Raw genomic sequence first — 25,062 nt, 5'->3', positions numbered from 1 at the left:
AAAGTTCTGGGTCATCTTTTGTACATATGCGGCCCATGACGGTTGTGGGTGCAGGAGGGATAGCCTGGTGCGGTGATCAGCGCGATACGCCTGGGGGGCAGCGAAGCCCCCGGCCTGCGCCCGGAGTGCCACGGCACCCGGGCGATGCGTGATCTCCGCACACCGGGCCGTCCGCCGGAATCGGCCGATGTGGTCCCGGGAATCTCCCCAGGCGGCATAGCGTCGACCCCGACCGGAAACCCCGCGTCGTGGCGGTACGTCGCCTTTTACACCTACGTCACGCAACGGCGCGCGACAGGAGCCAGAGGACATGCAGACCAAGCTGGACGAAGCCAAGGCCGAGCTGCTCGCACGGGCGGCCCGGGTAGCTGACAACGGTCCGGGCGGTGGTGTCGGTGGCCCGGGAGGCGGCCTCCGGGTGCACCTCGCCGGCGGCACTGGTGCAGAGGACGGCACCGAGCCCGGCCCGGACGGCCGGCCGGTGCAGGACACACTGCTCGCCTACCTCCAGCGCTACTACCTGCACACCGCCCCTGAGGACGTGACCGACCGCGACCCGGTCGACGTCTTCGGTGCCGCTTCCTCCCACTACCGTCTGGCGGAGAACCGCCCCCAGGGCACCGCGAACGTCCGGGTGCACACCCCGACCGTCGAGGAGAACGGCTGGACGAGCAGCCACTCCGTCGTCGAGGTCGTCACCGACGACATGCCCTTCCTGGTCGATTCGGTCACCAACGAGCTGTCCCGGCAGGGCCGGGGCATCCACCTCGTGATCCACCCGCAGGTCATCGTCCGGCGTGACGTCGCCGGGAAGCTGATCGAGGTGTTCGGTGACGATCCCGCCAGGAGCAACGGTTCGAAGCGGACCGGCGGTGCCAAGGACGTCCCGGCCGAACTGCCGCACGACGCCCTGGTCGAGTCGTGGATCCACGTCGAGATCGACCGGGAGACGGACCGTGCCGATCTGAAGCAGATCACGGCCGACCTTCTCCGGGTCCTGTCCGACGTGCGGGAGACCGTCGAGGACTGGGACAAGATGCGCGACGCCGCTCTGCGGATCGCCGACGACCTCCCGGCCGAACCGCTCGACGAGCTGGCCGGGGAGGAGGTCGAGGAGGCTCGTGAGCTGCTGCGCTGGCTCGCCGCCGACCACTTCACCTTCCTGGGGTACCGCGAGTACGAGCTGCGCGACTCCGACGCCCTGACCGCCGTGCCCGGCACCGGCCTCGGCATCCTCCGCTCCGACCCGAAGCACAGCGAGGACGAGGCGCATCCGGTGAGCCCGTCCTTCGACCGGCTGCCCGCCGACGTCCGGGCGAAGGCACGGGAGCACAAGCTGCTCGTGCTGACGAAGGCCAACAGCAGGGCGACCGTGCACCGCCCCAGCTACCTCGACTACGTCGGTGTGAAGAAGTTCGACGCCGAGGGCAACGTCGTCGGCGAGCGCCGGTTCCTCGGCCTGTTCTCCTCCGCCGCGTACACCGAGTCGGTGCGCCGGGTACCCGTGGTGCGCCGCAAGGTCGCCGAGGTGCTGGAGGGCGCGGGCTTCACGCCGAACAGCCACGACGGCCGCGACCTGCTCCAGATCCTGGAGACCTACCCGCGCGACGAGCTGTTCCAGACCCCCGTCGACCAGCTGCGTTCCATCGTCACCTCCGTGCTGTACCTCCAGGAGCGCCGCAGGCTGCGGCTGTACCTGCGCCAGGACGAGTACGGGCGCTACTACTCCGCCCTCGTCTACCTCCCCCGCGACCGGTACACCACCGGGGTGAGGCTCCGCCTGATCGACATCCTCAAGGAGGAACTCGGCGGCACCAGCGTCGACTTCACCGCGTGGAACACCGAGTCGATCCTCTCCCGGCTGCACTTCGTCGTACGGGTCCCGCCGGGCACCGAGCTCCCGCACCTCACCGACGCCGACGCGGACCGCATCGAGGCGAGGCTCGTCGAGGCCGCCCGCTCCTGGGCCGACGGCTTCCAGGAGGCGCTGAACGCCGAGTGCGGCGAGGAACGCGCCGCCGAACTGATGCGGCGTTACGGGCAGTCCTTCCCCGAGGGGTACAAGGCGGACCACTCGCCGCGCGCCGCCGTGGCCGACCTGGTCCACATCGAGGAGCTCAGGAGCGAGCGGAAGGACTTCGCGCTCAGCCTCTACGAGCCGGTCGGCGCCGGACCCGACGAACGACGGTTCAAGATCTACCGCACGGGCGAGCAGGTCTCGCTCTCCGCCGTCCTGCCCGCGCTCCAGCGGCTCGGGGTCGAGGTCGTCGACGAACGCCCCTACGAGCTGCGCTGCTCGGACCGCACGCACGCCTGGGTCTACGACTTCGGGCTGCGCCTGCCGAAGAAGGCGACGGGCGCCGGTGACTACCTCGCCGACGACGCCCGGTTCCGCTTCCAGGAGGCGTTCGCCGCCATCTGGACCGGTGAGGCCGAGAACGACGGCTTCAACTCCCTCGTCCTGGGCGCCGGGCTCGACTGGCGCCAGGCCATGGTGCTGCGCGCCTACGCGAAGTACCTCCGCCAGGCGGGCTCCACGTTCAGCCAGGACTACATGGAGGACACCCTCCGCAACAACGTCCACACCACCCGGCTGCTGGTCTCGCTCTTCGAGGCCCGCATGTCGCCTGCCAGGCAGAAGGCCGGCACGGAGCTGACGGACGGACTGCTGGAGGAACTGGACGGGGCTCTCGACCAGGTCGCCTCGCTCGACGAGGACCGGATCCTGCGGTCCTTCCTCACGGTCATCAAGGCGACGCTGCGGACCAACTACTTCCAGCTGGCCGACGACCACGAGCCGCACAACTACGTCTCCATGAAGTTCGACCCGCAGGCGATCCCGGACCTCCCGGCGCCCCGCCCGGCGTTCGAGATCTGGGTCTACTCGCCGCGCGTCGAGGGTGTCCACCTGCGGTTCGGGAAGGTCGCCCGCGGCGGCCTGCGCTGGTCGGACCGGAAGGAGGACTTCCGTACGGAGATCCTCGGCCTGGTCAAGGCGCAGATGGTCAAGAACACCGTGATCGTGCCGGTCGGCGCCAAGGGCGGGTTCGTCGCCAAGCAGCTCCCCGACCCGGCGGTCGACCGTGACGCCTGGCTCGCCGAGGGCATCGCCTGCTACCGGATCTTCATCTCGGCGCTCCTCGACATCACCGACAACATGGTGACGGGCGAGGTCGTGCACCCCGCCGACGTCGTCCGGCACGACGAGGACGACACCTACCTCGTCGTCGCCGCCGACAAGGGGACCGCGAGCTTCTCGGACATCGCGAACGACGTGGCGGTCGCCTACGGCTTCTGGCTCGGTGACGCCTTCGCCTCCGGCGGCTCGGCCGGCTACGACCACAAGGGCATGGGGATCACCGCCCGCGGTGCCTGGGAGTCGGTGAAGCGCCACTTCCGCGAGCTGGGCCACGACACCCAGACCGAGGACTTCACCGTCGTCGGCGTCGGCGACATGTCCGGCGACGTCTTCGGCAACGGGATGCTGCTCTCCGAACACATCCGGCTGGTCGCGGCCTTCGACCACCGGCACATCTTCATCGACCCGAACCCCGACGCGGCGACCTCGTACGCCGAGCGGCGCCGGCTGTTCGACCTGCCGCGCAGCTCCTGGGAGGACTACGACAAGGACCTGCTGTCCCCGGGCGGCGGGATCCACCCGCGTTCCGCCAAGTCGATCCCGGTCAACGCGCACATGCGCGCGGCCCTCGGCATCGACTCCAAGGTCACCAAGATGACGCCCGCCGAGCTGATGCAGAACATCCTCAAGGCGTCGGTCGACCTCGTGTGGAACGGCGGCATCGGCACGTATATCAAGTCCGAGTCCGAGTCGAACGCCGACGTCGGCGACAAGGCGAACGACGCGATCCGGGTCAACGGCGGCGAGCTGCGGGCCAGGGTCGTGGGCGAGGGCGGAAACCTCGGCGCCACCCAGCTCGGCCGGATCGAGTTCGCCCGGGCCGGCGGCCGGATCAACACCGACGCGATCGACAACAGCGCCGGTGTGGACACCTCCGACCACGAGGTGAACATCAAGATCCTGCTCAACGGCCTCGTCCGCGACGGCGACATGACCGTGAAGCAGCGCAACAAGGTGCTCGCGGAGATGACCGACGAGGTCGGCCGGCTGGTGCTGCGCAACAACTACGCGCAGAACACCGCGCTCGCCAACGCCTGCGCCCAGGCGCCGTCGCTGCTCCACGCCCACCAGCGCTTCATGCGCAGGCTCGGCCGTGACGGGCACCTGGACCGGGCCCTGGAGTTCCTGCCGAACGACCGCCAGATCCGTGAACTGCTCAACCACGGCAAGGGCCTCAGCCAGCCCGAACTCGCCGTGCTGCTGGCCTACACGAAGATCACCGCCGCCGAGGAGCTGATCTCCACCAGCCTGCCGGACGACGCCCATCTGCAGTCGCTGGTGCACGCGTACTTCCCGAAGCAGCTGAGCGAGCGGTTCCCCGAGGCAGTCGACGGGCACGCGCTGCGCCGCGAGATCATCACGACCGTCCTGGTCAACGACACCGTCAACACCGGTGGTTCGACCTTCCTGCACCGGCTGCGTGAGGAGACCGGGGCGTCGCTGGAGGAGATCGTGCGGGCCCAGTTCGCCGCGCGTGAGATCTTCGGCCTCTCCGCCGTCTGGGACGCGGTGGAGGAGCTCGACAACACCGTCACCGCCGATGTGCAGACGAGGATCCGGCTCCACTCCAGGCGGCTCGTCGAGCGTGGTTCGCGCTGGCTCCTCGGCAACCGGCCCCAGCCGGTGGCGATCTCGGAGACCATCGGGTTCTTCCGCGAGGGCGTCGAACGGGTCTGGGAGGAGCTGCCGAAGCTGCTCAGGGGTGCCGACCTCGACTGGTACCGGTCGATCTTCGACGAGCTCACCTCGGCCGGTGTCCCGGAGGAACTCGCCGTGCGGGTGGCCGGTTTCTCGTCGGCCTTCCCGGCGCTGGACATCGTCGCGATCGCGGACCGCACGGGCAAGGACCCGCTGGCCGTCGCCGAGGTGTACTACGACCTCGCGGACCGGCTGGGGATCACCCAGCTGATGGACCGGATCATCGAGCTGCCGCGGGCCGACCGCTGGCAGTCCATGGCCCGCGCGTCCATCCGCGAGGACCTGTACGCCGCGCACGCCGCGCTCACCGCGGACGTGCTGGCCTTCGGCAACGGGGCATCCTCGCCCGAGCAGCGCTTCACGGACTGGGAGGAGCGGAACGCCGCGATCCTCGCGCGTTCCCGCTCCACCCTGGAGGAGATCCGGGGCTCGGACTCCTTCGACCTGGCGAACCTCTCGGTGGCCATGAGGACGATGCGGACCCTGCTGCGCACGCACGCCTGATCCGCGGCGGCCGCGGGGCCGCCTGACACGACCGTCCGCCGTACGGGCCTTCCCGGCCCGTACGGCGGACGTGTCACTTCTTGGGCTTCTTCGCCTTCACGGGCCCGGTGAACTCCTCGTACGCGGCCACGACCTCCTCGGCCGGGCCGTCCATGCGCAGGGTGCCCGCCTCGAGCCAGATCGCCCGGTCGCAGGTCTCGGTGATCGACCTGTTGCTGTGGCTGACCAGGAACACCGTGCCGGCCTCCTGGCGGAGCTCCTTGATCCGGTCCTTGCTCCGCCGCTGGAACTTCGCGTCACCGGTGGAAAGGGCCTCGTCGATCAGCAGCACGTCGTGGCTCTTGGCCGCGGCGATGGAGAAGCGCAGCCGGGCGCCCATGCCCGAGGAGTACGTCCGCATGGGCAGGGTGATGAAGTCGCCCTTCTCGTTGATCCCGGAGAAGTCGACGATGTCCTGGTAGCGCTCGCGGATCTGGCGCCGCGACATGCCCATGGCCAGACCGCCGAGCACGACGTTGCGCTCCCCGGTCAGATCGCTCATCAGGGCCGCGTTCACCCCGAGGAGCGAGGGCTGGCCCTGGGTGTGGACCCGGCCCTGGGACGGGGGCAGGAGCCCGGCGATGGCCTTGAGGAGCGTCGACTTGCCGGAACCGTTGGACCCGATCAGGCCGATCGCCTCGCCCTTGTACGCGGCGAAGCTGACGCCCTTCACGGCGTGCACCTTGCGTGCCCCGCGCGGCTGGCGGCGCGAGACGATGCGGTTCAGGGCGGAGGTGGCGCTGCCCCGGCCGGTGCGGGCGCCGTTGACGGTGTAGGTGATGTGGACGTCGTCGACGACGACGGTGGGCACACGGGTGTCGAGGGTGTCAGCCACGTCCGTACGTCTCCTCTGCCTTCCAGAAGTACACGAAACCGCCGATGCCGCAGATCAGGGCCCAGCCCGTCGCGACGGCCCACACGTGCGGGGGCAGCTGGGCGCCGGTGAAGCTGTCGATCAGGGCGTAGCGCATCAGGTCGATGTAGACCGCCGCCGGGTTGCACTCCAGGGCGAGCAGCACCAGCCGGGGCACCCGGTCGGCGGTGAGCAGGGTGTCCAGGCTCCACATCACGCCGGAGGCGTACATCCAGGTGCGCAGCAGGAAGGGTGTCAGCTGGGCGATGTCCGGGGTCCTCGCGGCGAGCCGCGCCATGACCATCGAGACGCCGGTGTTGAAGAGCGCCTGCAGGGCGAGGGCGGGGACGGCGAGGAGCCAGGACGGCTGGGGGTACTGGCCGAAGGCCAGCAGGATCAGGAAGAGCGCGCCCAGCGAGAAGAGCAGCTGCTGGAGCTGCTGGATGGCGAGGGCGATGGGCAGGGAGGCCCGGGGGAAGTGGAGGGCCCGGACGAGCCCGGTGTTGCCGCTGATGGCCCGGGTGCCGGCGGTGATGGAGCTGGAGGTGAACGTCCAGATGAAGACGCCGGTGACCAGGAAGGGCACGAAGTCGGGGACTCCGTGCTTGGTGTTCATCAGGACGCCGAAGATGAAGTAGTAGACCGTCGCGTTGAGCAGCGGGGTCATGATCTGCCAGATCTGGCCGAGCTTCGCCTGGCTGTACTGGGCGGTGAGCTTGGCGGTGGCGAACGCGGTGATGAAGTGCCTGCGCCCCCACAGCTGCCGGACGTACTCGCCCAGGGTCGGCCGGGCCCCGCTGACGGTCAGCCCGTGCCGTGCGGCGAGTGCGGCGAGCTCGCCCGGCGCGTACGTGGGGAGGAGTGCGGGGGCTGGGGTGTCCACCGATGCCGGCGGGGCTGCTGTCTGGCTCACCACGGTCGCTTTCGACGAGGGGCGGGGGGAACGGCGGCGTACGGTTCCGGCGATGGGGGATGGGACGGCACCGTATCGTCGCAACGCCGACAGTAGGACGTTTGTGCGTCGCAACGCAACCGTTTCGTCGTCACGGACTATCATTCGGGCCATGACCACCGAACGGCGAACCGGGCGCCGCACCCCGGCAGGTGCCGCGGTGCTGCGGGAGGACGTGACCGACGCGATCCGCGGCGCCGTCTTCGAGGAGCTGGCCGCCGTCGGGTTCGCCCGGATGTCCATAGAGGGCATCGCCCGGCGTGCCGGGGTGGGGAAGACCGCGGTCTACCGCCGGTGGAAGTCCAAGCTCCACCTCGTCCTGGACCTGGTCTCCGCGCTCGCGGCCCAGGGCATGCCGGCCCCCGCCACCGGTTCGCTGTACGGGGACGTGCGCGCCGTGCTGGAGCTGGCGGCGTACGCGCTGCGTCACCCGGTGGCCTCGCAGGTGATCCCGGACCTCCTCGTCGAGGCGGCCCGCAACCCGGAGATCTCCGACGCCATCAAGGCCGCGCTGCTCGACCAGCAGCAGGGCGTCGCCGCCGTGGTCGTACGGGAGGCGGTGGCGCGCGGCGAGCTGCCCGAGGGCAGCGATCCGGACAGGGCGCTGGACCTCATCGTCGGACCGCTCTACTGGCGCCTGGTCGTGGTCCGGGGAGACCTGCCCAAGGGCTATCTGGACGACCTCGCGGCATCGGCGGTACGGGCGCTCAAGGAGTGACCGGGGGGCCTTCGTCCCGAGCACCCCGGCTCGGGACGAAGGCCCCCGGAGGCCGTCCCGCCCTCAGCCCGGGGAGGCCTGCTCCCCGGCGAGCAGGCGGTCCGCCACCCGGGCGGCAGCCCGCCCGTCCGCGGGGCCGCAGCAGTCCTGCCGGAAGGTCTCGTACGCCTCCGCGTGGAGCTCCGCGGACGCCTCGGCGTCCCGGACGGCGTGGGCGACCTCCTCGGTGGTGACCAGCAGCGGGCCGGGCGCCATGGTCTCGAAGTCCAGGCAGAAGCCGCGGACGGTGTCCCGGTAGTGCTCCAGGTCATGGGTGTGGAACAGCATCGGCCGGCCGGTGCGGGCGAACCCGAACGCCAGGCCGGAGTAGTCCGTGACCAGCACGTCCGCGACGAGGAGCAGCTCCGTGGCGTCGGGGTGGGCCGACACGTCCCGCAGGGCGGGGTCCGCCGGGACCGCGCCCGTCACCCGCGGATGACGGCGCACCAGCACGGTCGTACGGCCGTCCAGGGCGCGGGCCAGCCCGGCCAGATCGTGCGCGGGGTCCCAGCGGTGCCGGGGCCACTCGCCGCCCGGCGGGCTCGCCGCCGGGTGCAGGAGGTGGTCGCGGTAGGTCGGCGCGTGGAGCACCACACGGTTCCCGTCCGGGATCCCCAGGGCCCGGCGCACCCGCTCGGCCGTCTTCTCCCGGCCCGGGGCGAGGAGCAGGTCGTCCGCGGGGCAGCCCGCTTCCAGCACCTCGCCGGTGTACCCGAGCGAACGGCGCAGGTGCGGGGTGGCCCAGGAGCTGGGCGAGACCAGGACCGACCACTGCGCGGAACGGTGGGCCAGCGTGGCGAGGTACTGGTGGTCGGCGTACAGGGTGCCGGTGAGATCCAGGCCGAAGCGGCCCAGCGGGGGGCCGTGCCAGGTCTGCACGACCGTCTGGCCGGGGCGGCGCTCGAACCAGGCGGGCAGCTGGCCCGCCGCGACGATCCAGCGTGCCCGCGCCAGAGCCTCGTACCAGGCGGTGCTGTGCGCCACGACCGGCGCGGCGTTGGAGGGCACACCGGCCGCGGCGCCCGCGGACCCGTCGGTGACCCAGAGGTGCGCGGCATCGGTGTTCCGCCGCACCAGTTCCGCGTGCACGGCGCGCGGGGAGCCGTCCCCGGCGTACAGCACGACGTCCCGGAGCGGCAGCCGGCGCGACGCCGGATGGCACACCGTCCTCAGACGGGCCTGGTGGTACGCGCCGCGCTCCTCCTCGCGCAGGGCGGGCGCGCAGTGCACGGCCAGCCGGTCGCCGTGACGGACTCCGAGGTGGAAGGCCGCCGCGTCGTCCTGCTCGGACAGACGGGCGGCGAGTGCCGCGCCCACGCGTACGGGCAGACCGCCCATGAGGACGTCCCAGGCGCCTTCCCGGGGAGGCCGTGCGAGAACGGCGGTGAACCGGCCCTCCCGCCGCTCCACCGCGACGGCGACGCTCTCGCCGAGGGAGCTGTGCCGCAGGAGGAGCGGCCCTGATCCGGCTCCGGCGATCCGCGGGGAGCCGTCCCGGCCGGTGTCGGCGGTGTCCACGAAGGGTTCGCAGGCGAGGTCGACCACGAGGTTCCCCGCCGCGTCGGCGAAGGCGGGCGGGGGGAGGGCGGGTGATGCGGCGAGCGGTACCCGGTCCCCGTCGGTGACGAGTGCGGCCCGCCACCGACCGCCGTCCCCCCGGGCCTCCACGGGGGCGTCACGGCCGGGCTCCCCGGCGAGCGCGGCGAGCGGGATCCGGACCCGGAAGCCGGCCTCCCCGGCGCCCGCCTCCACGAGTCGCACCGGGCAGACGTGTTCGGCCGCTCCGTCGCGGGTCAGGACGAGGGCGGTGGGCCGGGTGTCCCCGAGCAGGCGGCCGGTGAGCTCCAGGCCACCGGGCCCGGTCCGGTGGCCGGTGGCCACCGCAGGCAGCCGGGTCACGGTCAGGACCAGCCGCCCGTCACGGTGGCCGAGCGCGGCGCGCAGCCCTCCGCCCAGGTCGTGGAACGTGGTCCGCGCGGCGGCGGCCTCCACGGCGCGCAGCGCCGCCCGCCGGACCGCGCCGTGCCCGGCGACCAGCACGCCCACCAGCCAGGCGCCCGTACGCAGCCGGGCAGGGTCGAGCACCATCTCGAAGCCCGCGTGGCCGTAGTCGTGCAGTTCCTGGCCCGAGTCGGCCGTGGCCCGGTCGGTCCTGACCGTACGCACCGGGACGGGCCGCAGCCGCCTGCCCCCGGCCTCCCGGAGGAAGCCGGCCTTCAGGGAGTGCCGGCCTGCGCCGGCCGGGAGGTTGCGGATGTAGGCGTATCCGCGCAGCCGGAGCGTGCCGTCCTCGTCCCAGGACGAACCGGTCAGCCGGGCGACGGCCGGGAGGTCTCCCCTGCCGAGGCCGGCCCGGGCGGAGGGGACCCCGGGGAATGCCGCCCGCCGTCGCCCGGGGAGGCCGGACACGGCGAACGTGCCGGCCCCGTTGGCCCGCGCGAACTCCAGCACCGCGAGCAGCTCCTCCGCCCGGCGCTCCCGCACCAGCTGCCAGCGGACGCGTTCGGCCGCCGGCAACCCCTCCAGCGCGCGGTCGCCCGCCCGGTCGAGGAAGGCACCCGCGTCCGTCATGAACGCGGCACGGTACTCGGGGCCGCCCATGGGCAGCCCCTCCAGGAAGTACACGAAGTCGTCGCGCAGGCACGAGATGTCGTAGCGCAGCCGCTGTTCCTCACCGAGGCCCGCCAGGAAGGCGCTCACCTGCTCGCAGGCCGCGATCCGGTCGCGGACGCCGCGGACGTCCGTGCGGCGCCGGGTGATCGAGCCCTCGCGCACCCGCCAGTGGTAGACGTGCCCGTGCAGCACGTCCACCGACCGGGCGAGGTGGTGCGCCGGAATCATCACCGGGGTGTCCTCGTACAGCTTGCCCACCGGGAAGGCGAAGGCGTGCCGGTCCCAGAACGAGCGGCGGAACACCTTGTTCCAGGCGACGCGGTCGGCCAGCAGCCGCGGGTCGCGCGTGATGTGGGTGCGCGGGCTGTCGGAGGTCAGCCAGCGGTACTGCCAGGCCTGCCGCGTCCCCTCCTCGTCGAGCCTGAGCACGTTGCCGGTCACCAGGTCCGATCCGGTCGACTCCAGGGACGCCAGCATCCGCTCGTAGGCGTCGGGCACGACGACGTCGTCGCTGTCGGCGAACGCCAGGTACGGCACACCGGGCGAGGTGTGGGCGACGCCCGCGTTACGGGCGGCGCTCAGACCCGCGTTGCGCTGGTGGACGCAGCGGAAGCGCTCGTCGCGGGCGGCGAAGTCCTCGGCGATCCGGCGGCTCCCGTCCGTCGAACCGTCGTCGACGAGCACCACCTCGATGTCATCGAGTGACTGTCCCGCCAGCGAGGCGAGGCACTCCTCCAGGTAGCCCTCGACGTTGTGCACGGGGACGACGACACTGAGGAGCGGCTTCATGCACAGCTCAACCCGGGGGAGCGCCACGGGTCACGCCGTTACCCCGAACGGGTGAAGATCCGTAGGGGGTGCCGGGAGGCGGCACTACGCTCGGCTGCCATGCTCCTCAGTGTCGTCGTGCCCGCACACAGCGCCCAGGGGTACCTCCGCGCGTGCCTGGAGTCCGTCACCGGGCAGGCGCCGGGGCCGGACGGGCCGTCCGGCCTGGAAGTGCTCGTCGTCGGTACGGACGCCCAGGGCGGCGCCCCGGACCTCGCCATCGCCCGGGAGTGCGCGGAGCGGGACCCGCGGCTGCGGGTGTCGGTCGTCGAGGGGCCCTGGGACACCGGCGCCGCCAGGAACGCCGGCGCCGACGCGGCGCGCGGCACGTATCTGCTCTTCCTCGACGCCGACGACCTGCTCCTGGAGGGAGCGGTGGCCGGCATCGCCGCCCACCTGGGCGACGACCGCCCCGACGTGCTGCGGCTGGGGCACGAACGGGCCGACTGGCGGGGGCGGATCCTGCCGGGCGACGGCCTCCCGGCCGCCGGGAACCAGCTCGTGCGCCGCGCCTTCCGGGAGGCGCGAGGGCTCCGCTTCACCGAGGGCCCCTACGGTCATGTCGTGCCCGTCATCCGGGCCGCCCTCCTCGCCGCCGACACGGGCACCCTCGCCACGCTCGACCGGGTCTGCGTACGCCACAGGCTGCGGCGCACCGGAGCGGCCGCGGGCCGCGCGCACTTCGCCGTCATCGAGGCGTACGGGCGGCTCGCCGCCGAGACCGGGGACGACCCCCGGACCCGGGCCGCGCGCACGGCCCATCTGACGGCCGTGCTCGGCGACCGCGGCCGTGTCGCACCCGCCGACCGTGCCGCCTTCTTCCGGGCCGCGGGGCTTCCCGGCGCGTACACCGCGCACCGGGGCCGGGAGGCCGCCCGTGCCGGGCGTGCGCGGGCCGGGGAAACCGTCCGGGCGGCGCGCAAGTCCCTGCGCGCGCGGGCGATGAGAGCCGTGTACCGCGCCGACCTGCACCGTCCGCTCGACCCCCGCCTCGCCGTCTACGGCGCGTACTGGAACAGGGGCTTCGCCTGCAATCCGGCCGCGATCTACCTCAAGGCGCGTGAACTCGCCCCGGAGATCCGCGGGGTCTGGGTGGTCTCCTCCCGGCACCGGGACCGGATGCCGGCCGGGGTGCCGTACGTCATCGAGGGCTCCCGCCCCTACTGGCGGACCATGGCCACCGCGACGTACCTCGTCAACAACACCAGTTTTCCCGGGGGGTTCACCAAGCGGCCCGGGCAGGTCTACCTCCAGACCCACCACGGCACCCCGCTGAAGACCATGGGCCTGGACCAGCTCCCCTACCCGGCTCTCACCGACGGGGCCGACTTCGAGCGGATCCTCGCCCACACCGACCAGTGGGACTACAGCCTCTCCGCGAACCCGCACAGCACCGAGACCTGGGACCGGGTCTACCCCTCCTCCTACGAACACCTGCCGTACGGCTACCCGCGCAACGACGCGCTCCGCACGGCCACCCCCGAGCGCACGGGCAGGATCCGCGCCGAGCTGGGCATCGCGCCCGGCACGACCGTGCTGCTCTACGCCCCGACCCACCGCGACTACCGCAGGGGCTACGTCCCCCGGCTCGACCCCGAACGGCTCGTCGGTGATCTCGGCCCCGGGCACGTACTCCTCGTGCGCGCCCACTACTTCTACGGCCGTACGGCGGACACGGCCGGGGGGCAGGGGGTCGTGGACGTCACCGGGCACCCGAGCGTGGAGGAACTCTGCGTGGCGTCCGACGCGTTGATCACCGACTACTCGTCGCTGATGTTCGACTACGCGTGCCTGGACCGCCCGATCATCACGTACGCACCGGACTGGGAGGCCTACCGCGCCTCCCGGGGCACCTACTTCGACCTGCTGTCCGGCCGCCCGGGCGACACCCCGGGCGCGGTCGCCACCACCCAGCGGGAACTGCTCGACGTGGTGCGCTCCGGCTCGTGGAGGTCGCCCGGGGCCGAGGCGCTGCGCGCCGCCTTCCGCCGCCGCTTCTGCCCGTACGACGACGGACGCGCGGCGGAGCGGGTGGTGCGGCGGTTGTTCCGGGACGAGGCGGGCGCGGACCCGGGTCACCCGTACGGGGCGCTCCCTCGGTAGGCCGCCGTCGTTGTGCTGGGCGGCACGCGAGCGCAACCGGCAACCAGGGGAGAACACCGTGCACCGATCCGCCTACGAGCAGATGCGGCTCTGCGTCGACGAGTACCTGCCCAAGGACCGCAGGCACCGTGTGGTGGACCTCGGGTCGAGGATCTCGGGGAAGCAGAAGCGGACCCACCGGGGGCTGCTGGCGGACCATGACGTCGACTACTTCGGGGTGGACGTGCTCGACGGGCCCAACGTCGACGCCGTCATGACCCGGCCCTACCGGATCCCGGTGAAGTCGCGCAGCGCCGACGTGGTCCTGTCCGGCCAGGCCTTCGAGCACATCCCGTTCTTCTGGGTGTCGATGATGGAGATCGCCCGGATCCTCAAGCCCGGCGGCCACGCCTTCGTGACGGCCCCCTCGCGCGGCCACGTCCACGACGCGCAGGACTGCTGGCGCTACTACCCCGACGGTTTCCGGGCGATGGCCGCCCACTCCGGGCTGGAACTCCGCGAGGCGTACACCGACTTCCCGCCGACGAAGGGCATCTGGCACGACTACCGGGGCATCGACGCCAAGGCCGCCTACTGGGGCGACTCCGTCGGGGTGTTCCGCAGGCCGTCGGGCTACCCCCGGCTGAAGATGTTCGCCGTGCGGGAGACGGCGGTGTGGTGGGCGAACAGGGTCGGCGGAGTGGACCGGGTGCCCCTGCCGCGTCCGCTGGACGGCCGGGAGCTGTGCGGACGCCCTGGCAGCGGCACGGCGGCATCAACCACAGGTTGACGAAAGATGACATGAGCCGCATAGCGCGCGTACTGTCCCGGCCCATGGCTTGGCGCAACGCCGTCAACGGCGTCCTTCAGCAGCTCACCGGATACCAGCTCAGGCGCGCGACCCTGCCCGCACCCAGGCCCGCACCGGCCGCCCCGGACCCGGTGGTGAAGCCGGCCTCCGCCAGGAAGCAGCCGCAGTTCCCCGCGGACTACGACGACGAGGCGAGAGACATCATCCGTGCGGTGAAGCCGTACACGATGACCTCCCCGGAACGGCTCAACGCGTTCGTCCTCGCGACCCGGTACATCGTCCGGCACGGGATCCCGGGCGACATCGTCGAGTGCGGTGTCTGGCGCGGCGGTTCCATGCAGGCCTGCGCCAAGACCCTGCTGTCGCTCGGCGAGACCGACCGCGACCTGCACCTCTTCGACACGTACGAGGGGATGACCCCGCCCACCGCGGAGGACCTGCGGCGCGACGGCAGGCCGGCGCAGGAGCTGCTGGACGCCCAGGGCAAGGACCGGCCCATCTGGGCCGTCGCCTCCCTGGAGGACGTACAGGCCGGCTTCGAGAAGGTGCCGTACCCCGGTGAGCGCATCCACTACGTGCGCGGCAAGGTCGAGGAGACCGTCCCGGAGCAGGCGCCCGAGCAGATCGCCATCCTCCGCCTCGACACCGACTGGTACGCCTCCACCAAGCACGAACTCGACCACCTCTACGGGCGGCTGGTGAGCGGCGGGGTGCTGCTGATCGACGACTACGGCTACTGGCAGGGGTCGCGGCAGGCCGTCGACGAGTTCCTGGAGGAGACCGGCGCGCGGCTGTTGCTGCTGCGTATGGACGAGGGCCGGATCGCCGTCAAACCCTGAGCGGGCGAAGGCCGTTGCAAGCCCCGTGCCTCACCGGCACGGGGCTCGTTCCACAGGGCAGAGGAAGTCCGTTCGTCCGTCCGGAAGGATCGTGCGCAGCGTCATGCCACCCCGTCTCACCGTCGTCGTCCCGCTCTACAACGTCGAGGAGTACCTCGGCGCCTGCCTGGAATCGCTCGCCGGGCAGACCATGGCCGACCTCGAAGTCGTCATGGTCGACGACGGTTCGACCGACGGCAGCGCCGGCGTGGCGCGCGAGTTCACCCGGCGCGACCCGCGCTTCCGCCTCGTACGGCAGGAGAACGCCGGCCTCGGGGCGGCCCGCAACGCGGGGGCCGGGCACGCCTGTCCTGAGGCCGAGTTCCTGGCCTTCGTCGACAGTGACGACATCGTGCCCGAAGGCGCCTTCGCCCGGATGCTCGGCGAACTCGACGCGTCCGGCTCGGACTTCGCGACGGGCAACGTACTCAGGCTCCGCGCGAACGGCGCCCTCGAACAGTCCCCGATGTTCCGCCGGCCGATGGAGAAGCACCGCAGGGCCACCCATGTCACCCGGGACTGGGTCCTGCTCGGCGACCGCATCGCCTGCAACAAGGTCTTCCGCAGGTCCTTCTGGGACGAGCACGGCTTCGCCTTCCCGACCGGCGTCCTCTACGAGGACATCGCCGTCGTCCTGCCGGCCCACTTCCTCGCCCGGAGCGTGGACGTGGTGGAGGAGCCCGTGTACCACTGGCGGGACCGCGACGGTTCGATCACCACCCGGCGCGCGGTGGCCAAGGGCATCCGCGACCGGGTCACGGCGGTCTCCACCGTCAGCCGGTTCCTCGCCGACCGCGGCATGACGGACGCCAAGCGCCGCTACGACGAGCACGCCCTCTCCGGGGACCTCTGGCTGTTCATCGAGGCGCTCCCGCAGGGCGACACAGACTTCCACGAGGCCTTCCTCACCCACGCCAACGCCTTCGCCGACACGGTCGACCCCGCGGTCCTCGGCGCTCTCCCCCTGCACCTGCGGGTCCGGTGGCAGCTCATCCGGGAGCGCCGCACGGAGGAGCTGCTCGCCCTGCTGGCCCACGAGTCCGCGGACCGCGACACCTTCCACGTCCGCGGGAGGCTCCGGCCGCGGGCCCAGTACCCGGGGATCACGGCCCCGCTCCCGCGCGCCGTCACCGCCCTGTCCGGCACCGACCTCCCCGTGCACGCGCACCTGACGGAGGCCGTCTGGCGGGACGGACTGCTGCACCTCAAGGGGTACGCCTACGTCCGCAACGCCCCCGGCCGGTCCGCCGGCACCGGATGGCTGCGATCCGGCCGAAGGCTGATCCCGCTCCGGCTGCGCGGGACACCCACCGACGAGGCCGCGGCGGGCTCCGGCCGCTCGCTGCACCGCTACGAACGGTCCGGCTTCGAGACCACCGTCGACCCGCGCCGGCTCCTCACCCGGGCCACCGCGAAGGGTGCGCGGACCGTCTGGAAGCTGGAATCCCTCGTCGTCGGCGCCGGCCGGCCCCGCCGCGGGCCCATGCGCCTCCTCGGCAACCCGGCGCCGCCCGCCGTGCGGTACGCCGACGAACGCACCCGGATCGTCCCGCTCCTGTCGGGGAACAAGCTGGAGCTGCGCGCAGAACGCGTGGACGCCGTCGTCGCCGGCCACGGCCCCACCGGCACCGGGGACGGGATCCGGATCACGGTGCGCGTCCTCGGCCCCGGCACGCCCACCGCGCTGCGCGTCCAGGAATGGCGGTCCAAGGAGTCCCGGGAGTTCCCGCTCACCCCGGAGGAGGGCGGTGACGGCCGCACCTTCGCCGCCGAGGTGCCGACGGGGACGTTCCGTGGCGCCGACGGCGACTGGGGGGTGCAGCTCGTGGGCGCGGCACGCCGGATGACGGTCGCCGCCCGGCCCGAGACGGATGCCGTGCGCTATCCGCTCCCCGGCGGCCGTGAGGTCTACGCCGCCGCCAACCCCTCCGGCGACCTGGTGCTCACCGACCGGGAGGTGCGGCCCGTCGTCGCCCGCGCGGCATGGACGGACGGCGGCGTGCTGGCCCTGGAGTGGACGTTCCCCGGCCCGGCCGGCAGGCCGCTGGAGCTCGTACTGCGCCACAGCGGGCACCAGGAGGAGAACACCTTCCCCGTGGAGCGGACGGACCCGGTGCACCGTGCGGAGCTGTCGCCGGGGGCCGTGGACGGCGCCGGCGGCACCGTTCCGCTCGCCGAGGGCCGCTGGTACCCCTTCCTCCGCGAACCGGGGGAGACGGACCCGGAGCGCTACCTCCCGCTGCGTCTGGTTCCCCAGCTGCACGCGGTGCTGCCGCTGCACCAGGAGTCGGGCGGCCGCCGATTCACCCTGGAGCGCCGCTTCCACGACCGGCTCTGCCTGCTGTCCGGCAGCGCCCTCCCGCCGGCGGAGCGGGGCGCGTACGGCCGGCGCCTGCTGCGCGGACGGTACGCGGACGCACGCGGCGACGGGCTGCGTGACGCCGTGCTGTACTCCAGCTTCGACGGGCGCCAGTACTCCGACTCGCCCCGCGCCGTCCACGAGGAACTGGTCCGGCGCGGCGGCGGGACCGAGCACCTCTGGGTCGTGCGCGACCAGCAGGCCGTCGTGCCCGCCGGTGCGCGCGCCGTGGCCCTGCACAGCGCCGAGTGGCACGACGCCCTGGCCCGCAGCCGGTGGATCGTCACCAACACCCATCTGCCGGAGTGGTTCGAACGCCGGGACGGGCAGTTCGTCGTCCAGACCTGGCACGGCACCCCGCTCAAGCGCATCGGCCGCGACCTGGCGGGCACCCCCTACGCGGACACCGCGTACATGGAGTCCATGCCCCGGCGGGCGGCCCAGTGGAGCGTGCTCGTCTCGCCGAACAGCTTCTCCACCCCCGTCCTGCGGCGCGCCTTCGGATACGAGGGCGAGGTCCTGGCGTGCGGCTACCCGCGCAACGACCTGCTGTACGCGGCGGACCGGGCGAAGGTGGCCGAGGCCGTCCGGCGGTCGCTCGGTGTGCCGGAGGGCAGGAGGGTCGTGCTGTACGCCCCCACCTGGCGCGAGGACCTGCCCAGGCGGAGCGGCCTGTACGGCCTCGACCTCCACCTGGACCTCGAACGTGCCCGGGACGCGCTCGGCGACGACCACGTCCTGCTGGTGCGCCGGCACTACCTCGTCGGCGGGAGCGTCCCTGAGAGCGACTTCGTCCGGGACGTCTCGCGCCACCCCGACGTGGCCCGGCTGATGCTGATCAGCGACGTCCTGGTCACCGACTACTCCTCCCTGATGTTCGACTTCGCGCAGACCGGCCGGCCCATGCTCTTCCACACCTACGACCTGGAGCACTACCGCGACACCCTGCGCGGCTTCTGCTTCGACTTCGAGAAACGGGCGCCCGGCCCGCTGATCACGGAATCCGCCGCGGTCGTCGAGGCGCTGCGTGACCCCGAGGGCGCGACGGCCGGTCACCGGGACGCGTACGACGCCTTCCGCGAGTCGTTCTGCGACCTCGACGACGGGACGGCCGCCGCCCGGGTCGTGGACCGGATGCTGAAGGGGGCCCAGGCGTGAGCACGCCCGAGTTCAGCTGTGTGATCCCCGCCGGGGAAGGCGGTGCCGAGGCGCTGACCGCGTCCCTGGAGTCGGTGCTCGGCCAGAGTCTCCGGGCGGTCGAGGCCCTGGTGGTCCTTCCGGCCGGTGCCCCCGACGCCCTGCGGGCGGCCGCCGCCTCACTCGCCGGGCGCTCCCAGGACCGGGTCCGGGTGCTCGACCCCGGGACCGGTTCGGACGCCGCCCTGCGCAACGCCGGTCTGGACGCGGCGCGAGGCCGCTACGTCCTGGTGCTCGACGCCGGGGAACGCCTCCAGGAGCACGCCTGCCGCAACCTCTGGGAGGCCGGGGCCCGCACCCGCGCCGACCTGATCGCCGGGCGCTGGAGCAGGCTCACCGGCGACGGGACGAAGGAGCGTGAGCCCTCCTGGCAGCACCCGCTGTTCCTCCGCTCCCGCACCGTCGGCCGGTTCACCGAGGCTCCCGAACTGGCCGTGCACGACGCCCTGGTGACCGGGTTCTGCCTCCGCCGCGAGGCGCTGGAGCGGCACGCCCTGCGCTACGACGAGGACCTCACCCGCAGCGCCACCCTGTTCGGCCCGCTGGCGGCGGCCGTGGTCGGCAGGATCGCGCTGGTACGCCGCCGGATCGTCTCCGGACGGGCCGCGCCCGACGCGGGCCGGGACCTCGGAGGGCTGGTCGAGGCGCACCGGCGGGTGTGCCACGTGCTGGTGGCGCAAGGGCTCGGCGAACTGCGCGAGGAGCGGGACCGCGCCTTCCTGCGGGACCATCTGGTGCCGCTGGTGCGCTCCTTCCCCGAACTGCCCGCCGCCGTACGCGAACGCGTCGCGGCGACGGCTGCCCGGGTGCTGCCCGGCAACGTCCCGGAGTCCGCCCTGCTCTCCCTGCCGCCCGTGGAACGCGTCGGTGTGCGCCTGCTGGAGCGCGGCGAGGCGGACCGGCTGCTCGCCGCCGCGTACGCGCTGCGCCGACGGGGTGTGGTGGCGGCTCCGCTCGTCGCGGGGGAGGACGGCCGGACGTACTGGCCCGGTGACCAGGGGCCCGTGCTGGACGTCACCGGACTCGGGCACCAGTACCGCGCGTTCGGCGAACTGAAGCTGATGAACCGGCTGACCCGCTACGAGGCGGACGGCCGTGTCGTCGCGCTCGCCGGCCGTCTCGTGCTGCCCGGCCACAGCCGCCCGGCCCCGGACGCCGCCCTCACCGCGCACCTGGAGTTCCGCGTGCGGGACGGCGCCCGCTCCTTCCGGGCGCCCGTCACCGCGCTCAGGCCCGACTCCACCGGGATCAGCTGGTCCGTCCGCGTCGGCCTCACCCGGCTGCTGCGCCCCTACGGGCCCCGCGACACGGTGTGGGACGTGCGGATGGTGCTCGAGGACGGCCGGGCCCGCTCGGTGTCGGACCTCTTCGCCCCCCACGACCTGGTCGGCCCGGGCGACCGTTCTCCCGCGCTTCCCCGCCTCGGGCGGACGGCCGGCGACACCTGGCAGCCCTACATCACCCTCCGGGACCATCTGGCGCTGCGGCTGGAAGCCCACCACGGCCCCGCCCGTACGGCCCGCCGGCTCGTCCACTACGCCACCCACTTCCGCCCGGCCCGCCGGGCCAGGCACCTGGCGCGCGCCCTGAAGAAGCGGGCGGACAAGTTCCGTTCCAGGGGCTTCAAGGCATCCGTCTACCGCTCGTGGCTGCTGAGGCTGCCCGTGCGCAAGGGATCCGCGGTCTTCGAGAGCCACATGGGCACCTGCTACGGCGACAGCCCCCGCGCCGTCTACGAGGAGGTCCGCGCCCGGGGGCTCCGGCTGCGCTGCGTCTGGTCGTACGCCGGTTCCCCGGAGGGCTTCCCGAAGGGTGCCCGGCTGGTACGCCGCTGGTCCTGGCGCTATCTGTGGGCGCTGGCCCGGGCGGAGTACTGGGTCGACAACCAGGGGTTCCCGCAGCATCTCGCGAAGCCGTCCGGCACCACCTACCTCCAGACCTGGCACGGTTCGGCGTACAAGCGCATGGGGTTCGACGAGACCAGGGTCCGGATGCAGAACGCCCCGCAGCGCGAACGGCTCCAGGAGGCCGTCGCCCGCTTCGACCACTTCCTCGTACGCTCCGAGCACGACGAGCGGACCCTGGCCCGCGCCTACCGGCTCCCGGAGCGGACGCTGCTGCGCACCGGCTATCCCCGCAACGACCGGCTGGTCGCGGCGCGGGCCCGGGACGAGGCGGAGGGCCGGCTGCCCCGTCCGCCGCTCGCGGCGGAGCTCGGCCTGCCCGACCACCGCAAGGTGGTGCTGTACGCGCCCACCTTCCGGGGCGGACCGGGGAAGCGACGGCGGCAGCCGCTGCTGCTGGACGCGGCGCGTTTCGCCGAACGCTTCGGTGACACGTACACCCTGCTGGTGCGTGCCCACTACCTGGAGGCGGCGAGCCTGCCGGCCTGCCCGCCAGGAACGGTCGTCGACGTCTCGGACCACCACGACACCGGCGAACTGCTGGAACTGGCCGACGTCCTGGTCACCGACTACTCGTCGATCATGTTCGACTACGCGCTCCTCGACCGGCCGGTGGTGCTCTTCGCCCCCGACCTGGACTCCTACACCGCCGAGCGGGGCAGCTACTTCGACCTCCGGGAGAAGGCGCCCGGCCCGGTGGCGGAGACCGAGGACGAACTCTTCGACGTGCTGGCGCGGCTGAAGACCGCGGACACCGGATTCCAGGAGCGCCGTGCCGCGTTCGCCGAGGAGTTCGGCGCCTACGACCGGGGGGACGCCTCCCGGGCGGTCGTCGACGCGGTCTTCGCCCGGCACAACGTCCCGTCCCGCACCACGCCCACCGGGGAGGCCGGCCGATGAGCCGCAGCCGTGACGTCTTCATCGTCTCCAACAGCACCGACGAACTGGGCGGGGTGACCGGCTGGACGCACCGGACCGCCCAGCTGTTCCTGGAGGCGGGCCACCGGGTGCACACCGTCGGGATCCACTCGGCCGAGCGGAAGATGGCCCTGCCCGAGCCGGCCTGCTACCCCGTCACCGCCCTCTACCCCGCGCATCCCCCGACCCCCTGGGCGCCCAAGGGCCTGGGGGACCGCTTCCGGATCCCGGCGCGGCGCGCCGAGGCCCGCCGTGCCGCGGACAAGCGGCGTGCCGTCGGACGGCTCTCGGAGCTCTTCCGGGCGGCCCGGCCGGGCGGGATCGTGATCGTCAGCCAGGTCTGGGCGATGGAGTGGGTGGGCGAGGCCGACACCGGGGACCTCCGGGTCGTCGGGATGAGCCACGAGTCCTACGACTACTCCCGGGCCAGTCACCGGTACCGCTGGATCAGGAACCACTATCCGCGGCTGGAGCGCTGGCTCGTCCTCACCGAGGAGGACGCCGACAAGTGGGCGGGCGACGGCATGAACAACGTCGGATTCATGCCCAACGCCCTGGCGCACCTGCCCGAGCTGCCCTCGCCCCGCACGGAGAAGTCCGTCGCGAGCATCGGCCGGCTCACCGACCAGAAGGGCGTCGACATGCTCCTCGACGCCTGGGCGCTGGTCGCCCCGAGGCGCCCCGACTGGCGGCTCGACGTCTACGGGACGGGCGAGGACGAGGCGGAGCTGAGGGCGCGGTGCACCGGGCTGGGACTCGACGGGAGCGTCGAGTGGCGGGGGCGGACCGACGACGTGCCCGGGGCGCTCGCCGGCTCGTCCGTCTTCGTCCAGTCCTCACGGGGCGAGGGCTTCCCGCTCGCGCTGCTGGAGGCCATGGCCAGCGGGGTGCCGTGCGCCGCTTTCGACTGCGCGCCGGGGGTCCGCGAGATCGTCCGGGACGGGGAGGACGGGCTGCTCGCACCGGCCGGGGACATCGGGGCGCTGGCCGACCGGCTGCTCCGGCTGACGGGGAACCCCCGTATGCGGGACGCGATGGGGGACCGGGCGCGGGTCAACGTCCAGAGGTTCTCCGAGGCGGAGATCATCGGCCGCTGGGAGGAGCTCTTCGCCTTCCTGGAGCGCTGACCCGGAGCGCGCACCCCGGAGCTTTCCGGCGCGGGCCCGGAGCAGGGCGCGGCGGGGGCAACGGCCCCGGGCGGCCGGGGCGGGCCGGCGGCATCACCCGTTCGTGAACTCCCGCACCGGCACTTGGTGGGGGACCCCGGCGGGGCCGCCGTCGGTCAGGGGGGCGGGCATCGGCAGACCCGAGGTGTCGTTCAGGAAGACCCGGCGCACCACCCGTTCGGCCACGTGCCCGTCGTCGTAGGGGCAGAACCGTGCCCGGAAGGCGGCCCGCCGCTGGGCGGAGCGGGGCCCGCGCCAGTGGTCGGAGGCGAAGATCTCGTGCAGTTCCTCCTGGTTCCGGGCCACCGCCCCGGGCGGGAAGGACGCGGGGTCGAAGTACGTGCCGCGGGTGGCCTCGTAGGCCTGGGCGTCCTCCAGGTGGAGCACCACGGGGCGGTCGAGGTTGACGTAGTCGAACATCAGCGACGAGTAGTCCGTGATCAGGCCGTCGGAGGCGAGGCAGAGCTCCTCCACGGACGGATGGCCGCTGACGTCGATGATCCCCGGGTGGCCGGCGGTGGCGGCCCGGGCCGTGGTGTCCAGGTAATGGGAGCGTGCCAGCACCACGAAGCGCGGGCCCAGGACGCGGACCAGCTGTTCCAGGTCCAGGGAGTGCCGCGGCACCCGCCGGTAGTCGCGGTGGGTCGGGGCGTACAGGAGGGCGGTGCTGCCCTCGGGGACGCCCAGCAGGGCGCGCAGGCGGGCGGTCCGGTCGGCGTCCGTGCGGTGGAAGACGTCGTTGCGCGGGCTGCCGTACTCGAGCGTGGTGTAGCCGGAGGGGTAGGTGCGTTCCCACACCAGCGTGGAGTGCTGGTTCGCCGACAGCGAGTAGTCCCACTTGTCGACGTTGCGCATCAGCTGGGTGAAGTCCATGGCCCCGGCGGCGGCCGGGTACCGGATCAGATCGGTCCCCATGGTCTTCAGCGGGGTGCCGTGGTGTGTCTGCAGCAGCACCTGGCCGCGTCTCTTCACGAGCCTGCGGTCGAAGTTCACGTTGTTCACGAGGTACTTGGAGCGGGCGAGCGCCGTCCAGTAGGCGGCCGTGCCCGGGTGCAGTACACGCGTCCCCTCCGGGACGGTGTGGGCGTCCTCGGGGCGGCAGATCCACGCGGTCCGCAACCCCGGCACGAGAGTCCTGGCCGCGGCCTCCAGCGCGGCCGGGCTGCAGGTGTAGCCGCGGTGCCAGTAGGCGGCGAAGACCGCGTCGCGGCCGCGCACGGGCAGGCGCAGCTGGATGCGGTAGTGCGCCTGGAGCGCTGCCGCGCGCACCGCCCGGCGGGTGGCGGCGACGGCGTGTCCGAGTCGTCCGCCCAGCCGCTGCGCGGCCCAGAGGGCCCGGTAGGCCCGGTGGGTGCCGAGCCGGAAGAGGGAGTGCCGCAGCCGGGTGCGGAGGGGCACGGACGCGCCGGGGGTGCGGTAGCGGTGGCAGTGCGCGCGGGCGAGGCGGAAGAAGCGGGTCCGGCTGCCACGCGGGAGCCGGCCCCGGGAGGTGAAGAGGGTGGAGAAGTGGTCGAGCATCCTGCGGAATATCACCGGGCGCCAAACCGAGAGTCCGGGGCGCGCGTCGATGAAGGCGAAGACGCGGTCGTACTGGTCGAACACGTCGAAGTGGCGGAGCGTGGTCGTGGAGAGGATGTTGCCGCGGCGCCGCTGGCGGTAGCCGACGCACACCGTGTCCAGTACGGCGATCGACCGGGCCGCCATGAGGACGGGGTAGGTCCACGGGGTGTCCTCGTAGTAGCCGGGCGGGAAGGTGAAGCCCTCGGCCTCGACGAACGCCCTGCGGTAGGCCTTGTTCCACACGACCATGAGGATCTTGAGCAGCTCCGGCCGGTCGGCCAGCCGGAAGGACGCGGGCCCGGTCTCGGCGAGGTGGTGGGACAGGACGTTGCGCACGCTCTCGCCCGACCAGTACGTGCGGGCGTAGTCGTAGACCAGGACGTCGGGGCCGCCGGTGGCCTCCAGCCGGTCGGCGATGGTCTGGAGCGCCTCCGGGGCGAAGGTGTCGTCTCCGTCGAGGAAGAGGAGGTAGTCCCCGGTGGCGCGGGCGATCCCGGCGTTGCGGGCGGGGCCGAGGCCGGAGTTGTGCGGCAGGTGGACGACGGTGACCCGGGGGTCGTGCGCGGCGTACTCGTCGGCGATGGCTCCGCAGGAGTCCGGGGAGCGGTCGTCGACCACGATGACTTCGTGGTCCTTGAAGGACTGGTTCAGCACGGAGTCGAGACACTCGTGCAGATACGCCTGCACCCGGTACGCGGGCACGATGACACTGAACCGGGGCACGACACATCCAGGGGGCGCTCGCGAGACGGGTAGGTGGCCCGCAAACGGCTGATGGAGTGACGTGGTTACGCGGCGCGTGGC

12 protein-coding genes are annotated in these 25,062 nt (G+C 72.7%); 8 read left to right on the top strand and 4 right to left on the bottom strand.

From position 1 onward, the window contains the following. The first annotated feature begins 310 nt into the window (after positions 1–310). Positions 311–5,341 (top strand): NAD-glutamate dehydrogenase, encoded by a 5,031-nt coding sequence (locus tag ACFXOA_RS17350; RefSeq protein ID WP_385028454.1) that lies wholly within the window; start codon positions 311–313, stop codon positions 5,339–5,341. Between the two features lie 73 nt (positions 5,342–5,414). On the opposite strand, the gene ACFXOA_RS17345 is transcribed toward ACFXOA_RS17350, so the two are convergent. Next, entirely contained in the window at positions 5,415–6,215 is an 801-nt protein-coding gene (locus ACFXOA_RS17345) for an ABC transporter ATP-binding protein (RefSeq protein WP_385028451.1), read from the bottom strand. After that, complete coding sequence (locus ACFXOA_RS17340) at positions 6,208–7,149, bottom strand: ABC transporter permease (protein WP_385028448.1); 942 nt, start codon at positions 7,147–7,149, stop codon at positions 6,208–6,210. Before ACFXOA_RS17340 ends, ACFXOA_RS17345 begins: the two co-directional genes overlap by 8 nt. Positions 7,150–7,297: 148 nt before the next feature. Here ACFXOA_RS17340 and ACFXOA_RS17335 point away from each other — a divergent pair, with 148 nt between their 5' ends. Further along, positions 7,298–7,903, top strand: coding sequence for a TetR/AcrR family transcriptional regulator (locus ACFXOA_RS17335; RefSeq protein ID WP_385028445.1), 606 nt, complete (start codon positions 7,298–7,300; stop codon positions 7,901–7,903). Positions 7,904–7,966: 63 nt separating this feature from the next. On the opposite strand, the gene ACFXOA_RS17330 is transcribed toward ACFXOA_RS17335, so the two are convergent. Next, positions 7,967–11,344 carry a CDP-glycerol glycerophosphotransferase family protein gene (locus tag ACFXOA_RS17330; protein WP_385028442.1) on the bottom strand — a complete coding sequence of 1,126 codons (3,378 nt, stop codon included), beginning with the start codon at positions 11,342–11,344 and terminating at the stop codon, positions 7,967–7,969. A 99-nt stretch (positions 11,345–11,443) separates the two neighbouring features. Between ACFXOA_RS17330 and ACFXOA_RS17325 the strand changes: the two genes are divergently transcribed. The 6 genes from ACFXOA_RS17325 (at position 11,444) to ACFXOA_RS17300 (ending at position 22,659) form a co-directional block, all read left to right on the top strand. Then, the gene (locus tag ACFXOA_RS17325) at positions 11,444–13,486 is read left to right on the top strand and encodes a CDP-glycerol glycerophosphotransferase family protein (protein WP_385028439.1); all 2,043 of its coding nucleotides are present in this window, start codon (positions 11,444–11,446) and stop codon (positions 13,484–13,486) included. Positions 13,487–13,544: 58 nt separating this feature from the next. Beyond that, on the top strand, positions 13,545–14,255 hold the full coding sequence (locus ACFXOA_RS17320) for a methyltransferase domain-containing protein (protein ID WP_385028436.1): 711 nt from the start codon (positions 13,545–13,547) through the stop codon (positions 14,253–14,255). Positions 14,256–14,266: 11 nt separating this feature from the next. Continuing rightward, the gene (locus ACFXOA_RS17315; protein WP_385028434.1) at positions 14,267–15,115 is read left to right on the top strand and encodes a TylF/MycF/NovP-related O-methyltransferase; all 849 of its coding nucleotides are present in this window, start codon (positions 14,267–14,269) and stop codon (positions 15,113–15,115) included. 103 nt (positions 15,116–15,218) lie between these two features. After that, complete coding sequence (locus ACFXOA_RS17310) at positions 15,219–18,671, top strand: CDP-glycerol glycerophosphotransferase family protein (protein WP_385028431.1); 3,453 nt, start codon at positions 15,219–15,221, stop codon at positions 18,669–18,671. After that, on the top strand, positions 18,668–21,514 hold the full coding sequence (locus ACFXOA_RS17305; RefSeq protein ID WP_385028428.1) for a CDP-glycerol glycerophosphotransferase family protein: 2,847 nt from the start codon (positions 18,668–18,670) through the stop codon (positions 21,512–21,514). The genes ACFXOA_RS17310 and ACFXOA_RS17305 overlap by 4 nt, the downstream gene beginning before the upstream one ends. After that, positions 21,511–22,659, top strand: coding sequence for a glycosyltransferase (locus ACFXOA_RS17300; RefSeq protein WP_385028425.1), 1,149 nt, complete (start codon positions 21,511–21,513; stop codon positions 22,657–22,659). The genes ACFXOA_RS17305 and ACFXOA_RS17300 overlap by 4 nt, the downstream gene beginning before the upstream one ends. 93 nt (positions 22,660–22,752) lie before the next feature. Here the strand turns inward: ACFXOA_RS17300 and ACFXOA_RS17295 are convergent, their stop codons facing one another. Beyond that, positions 22,753–24,981 carry a CDP-glycerol glycerophosphotransferase family protein gene (locus ACFXOA_RS17295; RefSeq protein ID WP_385028422.1) on the bottom strand — a complete coding sequence of 743 codons (2,229 nt, stop codon included), beginning with the start codon at positions 24,979–24,981 and terminating at the stop codon, positions 22,753–22,755. Positions 24,982–25,062: the final 81 nt, after the last annotated feature.

The sequence above is a fragment of the Streptomyces sp. NPDC059166 genome (genome assembly GCF_042755185.1).
GTDB lineage: Bacteria > Actinomycetota > Actinomycetes > Streptomycetales > Streptomycetaceae > Streptomyces.
The sequence above is the reverse complement of the archived record's forward strand: the minus strand, read 5'-3'. Positions and strand labels throughout refer to the sequence as shown.